This is a genomic window from Streptomyces hainanensis (genome assembly GCF_004348415.1).
GTDB classification, from domain to species: Bacteria; Actinomycetota; Actinomycetes; order Streptomycetales; family Streptomycetaceae; genus Streptomyces; species Streptomyces hainanensis.
The window spans coordinates 1-5,427 of sequence record NZ_SMKI01000495.1 but is presented as its reverse complement, the minus strand read 5'-3'; the positions used below and the strand labels follow the sequence as shown (position 1 = coordinate 5,427).

Genomic DNA, 5,427 nt, shown 5'->3' with positions numbered 1-5,427 from the left:
CAGCTCACCCACCGCGTCCGGGGCCCCGGCTCCGGCGCGCCCCCCTCACCGCGCGACGGGCCCCCCGATCGCGGGTTTTTCCTATAGAGGGAAGTTCAGACGAACATATTGCTGTAGGCGGAAACAGGTCGTAACTTGCAGGGCACCCCGTTCAAGCACAAAGGAGTCGCCATGAGCTGGTCCGAAACTACCTCTGTCATGTCATGAGCCTCGAAGGGACCGCAACGGTCACAAGCGCTCCACAGGGGATGTCTCGGGCACATCCGGCGGGCGGCCCGGGACGCGTGGCACACCTTCTCGGCCAACGCTGGGTGCGGGACCTCGGGCTGAAGATCGCCGGGGTGCTCGTGGTGCTCCTGGCGTTGGAGGTGTGTTCGCGCACCGGGCTGCTCTCCCGCGACTGGTTCCCGCCGATCACCGAGACCTACGCGGAGCTGTTCAAGCTGGCCGCCGGGCATCCGCTCTGGACGGAGATAGGCCGCACGCTGAGCGGCTGGGCCCTGGGGTTGACGCTGGCCACCCTGCTGGCCGTGCCCTGCGGCATCCTGCTGGGCTCGAACAGGACGGCGTACCGGGCGGCCCGGGTGGTCATCGAGTTCTGCCGCCCGGTGCCCTCCGTGGCGCTGATCCCCCTGGCGGTACTGGTCTACGGCGTCGGCCTGGAGATGAAGGTCTTCCTGATCGTCTTCGTCACCTTCTGGCCGATCCTGCTCCAGGTGATCTACGGGGTGCAGGACGTGGACCCGGTGGTGCGGGACACCGCCCGGTCCTACGGGCTGCCGCCGACCGCCACGTTCTTCCGGGTCACCCTGCCGAGCGCCGCCCCCTACATCGCCACCGGGCTGCGGATCTCCTCGGCCATCGCGCTGGTGTTGGCGGTGACCGCCGAGCTGGTGGTGGGCGCGCCCGGCCTCGGGCAGTCGATCGTGGTGGCCCAGTCCAACGCCAACCTGCCGCGGATGTACGCCCTGATCATCGTCACGGGACTGGTCGGTTGGCTGCTCAACAGCGCCTTCCAGTCCGTCGAGCGCCGGCTGCTGAAGTGGCACCCGTCGCAGCGCCAGGAGGTGGCCCAGTGAACCGACGCGTCCTCGGGCTCCTGCTGGAGCTGGCGCTGCCCGCCGCCCTGCTGGTCGGCTACGGCCTGTGGACGGCCCAGGCGCAGAGCTTCTACTTCCCGCCGCTGGGCGAGATCCTCCAGTACTTCCGCGACCTGTGGCTCTTCGACCGGGTGGGCAGCGACCTGCTGCCCTCGCTGCTGCGGATGTCGGCCGGCTACCTGGCCTCGGTCGTCCTCGGCGTGGCGCTCGGCCTGGCGCTGGGCATGTCCAGGATGCTGCGCACCGCGGCCGAGCCGGTGGTGGAGTTCCTGCGGGCGCTGCCGGCCCCGGCGCTGATCCCGTTCTCCCTGCTGCTCTTCGGCTCCGGCGACAGCTCCAAGATCTTCGTGATCGTGCTGGGGGCGGTCTGGCCGATCCTGCTGAACACCATCGACGGGGTGCGGGGGGTCGACGGCCAGCAACTGGACATGGCCCGCGCCTACCACATCCCGCTGGGCGCCCGGGTGCTGCGGATCATCCTGCCGGGCGCGGCGCCGCGGATCTTCGCCGGGATGCGCACCTCGTTGGCCATCGCGATCATCCTGATGGTGGTCTCCGAGATGGTGGCCAGCAGCAACGGTCTCGGCTACTTCGTGCTGGAGCAGCAGCGCTCCTTCGCCATCCCCGAGATGTGGACGGGGATCATCCTGCTCGGGGTGCTGGGCTACGTCCTCAACTGGCTCTTCCAGCGCCTGGAACGCCGGGTGCTGGCCTGGCACTTCGGCCTCAAGGGGCTGGCCTCGCCGGCCGCCGCCAAGAACACCGGAACCACCAAGCGGTCGGCGCGTTCCGCCGCCCCCTCGTCCGACGGAGAAGTCTGATGCTCAACGTTTCCCACCTGCGGAAGGTCTACGGCCCCGACCCGAGCGCGGCGCCGGCCGTGGCGGACCTCGACTTCACCGTGGAGGACCGGGAGTTCGTCTGCATCCTGGGCTCCTCCGGGTGCGGCAAGACCACGATGCTGCGGTGCCTGTCCGGCCTGATCCCCTTCACCTCGGGCGAGATCACGCTGCGCGGCGAGCCGGTGACGGGGCCGCCCAAGGACATGGCCTTCGTCTTCCAGGACTACAGCCGCTCGCTGCTGCCCTGGATGACGGTCCGCCGCAACATCGCCTTCCCGCTGCGCTACCGGGGGGTGGACCGCCGGGAGGCGGCGGCGCTGACCGAGGAGGCGCTGGACGCGGTGGGCCTGGCCGGCCGGGGCGACCGCTTCCCCTGGCAGCTCTCCGGGGGCATGCAGCAGCGGGTGGCCATCGCCAGGGCGCTGGCCTACCGGCCCCGGATCCTGCTGATGGACGAGCCGTTCGCCTCGGTGGACGCCCAGACCAGGTCGGGTCTCGAGGATCTGCTGCTCCGGGTCTGGGAGCGCTACGAGACGACGGTGCTCTTCGTCACCCATGACATCGACGAGGCGATCTACCTCGCCGACCGGGTGCTGGTGCTGCGTCCGCCGGCCACCGTGGGCCACGAGGTGACGGTGAACCTGCCGCGCCCCAGGGACCAGGTGCGCACCAAGGAGAACCCGGAGTTCGCCCGGCTGCGTGGTGAGCTGTTCGCCGCGATCGACGGCGGGACGGTGGCGGCGTGAGCCGGCGGCGACGCGGCGGGAAGTCCGCGGTGGGCGGCGTGCTCGCCGGGCTGCTGGTGCTCGGCACCGCGGCCTGCAGCGACTACGGGGGCGACCTGTCGGGGACCAACGTCTCCGGCGGCGGGGACGGCGACACCCTGGTGGTCTCGGAGACCGCCGGCGTGCCGTCCTCGTTCCTGGCCTACGGGGTGTCCCGGGGCTACTTCGCCGACGAGGGGGTCGACCTGAGGGTGAGCCCGTCCAGCGGTGGCGCGACGGTGATCCCCGCGCTGCTCAGCGGCGACATCGACGTGGCCGGCTCCAACGTGGTCTCGGCGATGATCGCCATGGGGCGGCGGATGCCGATCCAGATGGTGGCGGCCGGCACCTCCACGGCGGACGACCCGGCGGAGGACTTCGCCTCGCTGGTGGTCACCGAGGACAGCCCGATCACCACTCCCGAGGATCTGGACGGGACCAGGATCGCGGTCAACTCGCTCCAGAACATCAATGACGTGGTGGTCAACTCGGTGCTGACCGAGGCGGGTCTTTCCAACGACGACGTCCGCTTCGTGGAGATGCCGTTGCCGGACATCCCGGCGGCGATCGAGCGCGGGGACGTGGACGCCGGCGTGCTGATCGAGCCGTTCGCCTCCATCGGCCGTTCGCAGGGTCTGCGGGTGCTCGCCAGCCCCTACGTCAACACCCGGCCCGGGTTGCAGATCGGCACCTATCTGATGACGTCGGAGCGGGTGGCGGACGACCCCGAGCTGGTGGCGGCGTTCCGGGCCGGCGTCGAGCGGACGGCGCGTTCGGTGGCCGAGGACCCGGCGGCCTTCCGCGAGGCGCTGCCCGAGATCAGCGATCTGTCCCCCGAGCTGGCCGGCCGGATGAACCTGCCCGTCTGGCACGGCGGCAACGACCGGGAGTCGATCGAGACCATCCACGCGGTGATGCGGGAGATCGGGCTCACGGACGCGGAGTTGGACTACGAAAGCGCGGTGGCGGACTGACCCGCCGCGCACGGGGTCAGGTGAGCTGCCCGCGCAGCGTCTCCTGGAGCTGGTCCCTGGCGACCAGCAGCCGCTCGGCCAACCGCCCCGCCTGCTCCCTGGCGGCGAGGCGGTGCGCCGGGACCACGACCGCCACCGAGGCCAGCGGGGTGCCGGCCCGGTCCCGGAGCACGGCGGCCACGGCGGAGATGCCCAGCTCGCCCTCCTCGATGTTGACCGCGTAGCCGAGCCGCCGGATCTCGGCCAACTCGGCCGCCAGCCTGGGCCATTCGGCGACCGAGAACTCGGTGCGGGTGACCAGCTCGGCGTCCGCGAACCGGCGGGCCAGCTCGGACTCGGGCATGGCGGCCAGGATCGCCTTGCCGGCGGCGGTGCAGTGCGCCGGCAGTACCACCCCGGTGCGGTTGCCGACCCGGACCGCGCGGGGACTCTCCACACAGTCGATGAACCGGACGTTGCGCCCCTCGATCAGCGAGAGGCTGACCGTCTCCTCGGTGCGGTCCCTGACGTCCTCGAGCACCGGCCTGGCCACCTGCCGGATGTCGACCCGGCCGATGGCGGCCAGCCCGATCTCGTTGAGCACCGGGCCGGGCCGATAGGCGGTGTTGGGCTTCTCCTGGAGCACGAAACCGCGCCGGCGCAGCGCGTTGAGCAGCCGGTGGGCGGTGGAGGGGGCGACCCCCAGGTCGTCGGCGGCCTCCGAGACGCGCAGCGCCTGCCGCTCCCCGATCAGTTCGAGGAGCCGCAGGGCGTTGTCCACGGAGCTGAGGCCCGAACCGGCGCCGCTCGACGGGGCGGTGGCCCGGCGCGCCCCGGGAACATCATTCGACATGAAGGAATTCTAGCCCACTTCTTTTCCGATGAGGGGTCCCGGGCGGTAAGGAAACCACCGGCCGCCCGGGACCCCGGGGCGCGGTCAGCCCTGCCGGACGGCGAGGGTCATCGCGCCCACGCCGGCGATCGACGCGTGCACGGTGTCGCCCGGCTCGATCGCCCCCACTCCGGGCGGCGCGCCGGTGAAGATCAGATCGCCGGGGAGCAGCGTCATCATGTGCGAGGCGTAGGAGACGATCGCCGGCACGGGCGTCAACAGGTCCCGGGTGTTGACGTGTTGCCGTTCGCCGCCGTTGACGTCCAGCCGGATCTCCAGCGCGCCGGGGTCGCCGATCTCGTCGGCGGTGACCAGGACCGGGCCGAGCGGGCTGAAGGTGTCATAGCTCTTGCGGCGGGAGCGGTCGGCCGCCGAGCGCACCGTGATGTCCAGCCCGAGCGTGTAGCCCAGAACATGGTCGAGCGCCCGCTCCTCCGGGATGTCGCGACCGCCCCGGCCCACCACGATCACCAGCTCCGACTCGTGGTGGATCTCCTGACCCGCGGCGACGATCTCCTCCGGGAGCACGATGTCGTCGGCGGGGCCGGAGAGCGAGGACGGCGACTTCAGGAAGACGTCGAAGTTCATCATCCAGGACTCCACGCCGCCCAGGGTGCGCTCCTGGACCCCGTGCATCTCGGCCACGTGGTCGGCGTAGTTGCACGCGCAGGCCACGATCTTGCTGGGGTTGACGGCGGGCGCCCGCAGCCGCGTCCCGGCGAGCGGCCGCCCCTCGCCGGCCGCGGCGGCCGCCGCCAGGCGCGACCGGGCCTCGGGGAAGTCCCTGCACAGCCGGCGCCACCAACCGGAGGTCAGCGGGTCCGGATCGTGGGGCCAGCCCAGGGCCTCGGTGACGTCGACCACCCGCGCCCGCTC

6 protein-coding genes are annotated in these 5,427 nt (G+C 71.5%); 4 read left to right on the top strand and 2 right to left on the bottom strand.

All coding sequences use genetic code 11. The annotated features are described in order from the left end of the window. Positions 1 to 284: 284 nt before the first annotated feature. Genes E1283_RS30975 through E1283_RS30960 form a run of 4 tightly spaced genes read left to right on the top strand, consistent with a single transcriptional unit; the run spans position 285 to position 3,680 of the window. Positions 285 to 1,079 carry an ABC transporter permease gene (locus E1283_RS30975; RefSeq protein WP_243745224.1) on the top strand — a complete coding sequence of 265 codons (795 nt, stop codon included), beginning with the start codon at positions 285 to 287 and terminating at the stop codon, positions 1,077 to 1,079. Continuing rightward, on the top strand, positions 1,076 to 1,921 hold the full coding sequence (locus tag E1283_RS30970; protein ID WP_132821493.1) for an ABC transporter permease: 846 nt from the start codon (positions 1,076 to 1,078) through the stop codon (positions 1,919 to 1,921). The genes E1283_RS30975 and E1283_RS30970 overlap by 4 nt, the downstream gene beginning before the upstream one ends. Continuing rightward, entirely contained in the window at positions 1,921 to 2,688 is a 768-nt protein-coding gene (locus tag E1283_RS30965) for an ABC transporter ATP-binding protein (protein WP_132821492.1), read from the top strand. The genes E1283_RS30970 and E1283_RS30965 overlap by 1 nt, the downstream gene beginning before the upstream one ends. After that, positions 2,685 to 3,680 carry an ABC transporter substrate-binding protein gene (locus E1283_RS30960; protein ID WP_132821491.1) on the top strand — a complete coding sequence of 332 codons (996 nt, stop codon included), beginning with the start codon at positions 2,685 to 2,687 and terminating at the stop codon, positions 3,678 to 3,680. Before E1283_RS30965 ends, E1283_RS30960 begins: the two co-directional genes overlap by 4 nt. A 16-nt stretch (positions 3,681 to 3,696) precedes the next feature. On the opposite strand, the gene E1283_RS30955 is transcribed toward E1283_RS30960, so the two are convergent. Together E1283_RS30955 and E1283_RS30950 are read right to left on the bottom strand one after the other, a co-directional pair. Beyond that, positions 3,697 to 4,512, bottom strand: coding sequence for an IclR family transcriptional regulator (locus E1283_RS30955; RefSeq protein ID WP_132821490.1), 816 nt, complete (start codon positions 4,510 to 4,512; stop codon positions 3,697 to 3,699). 84 nt (positions 4,513 to 4,596) lie between these two features. Beyond that, on the bottom strand, positions 4,597 to 5,427 hold an 831-nt coding region (locus E1283_RS30950; protein WP_132821489.1), incomplete at its 5' end, for a fumarylacetoacetate hydrolase family protein.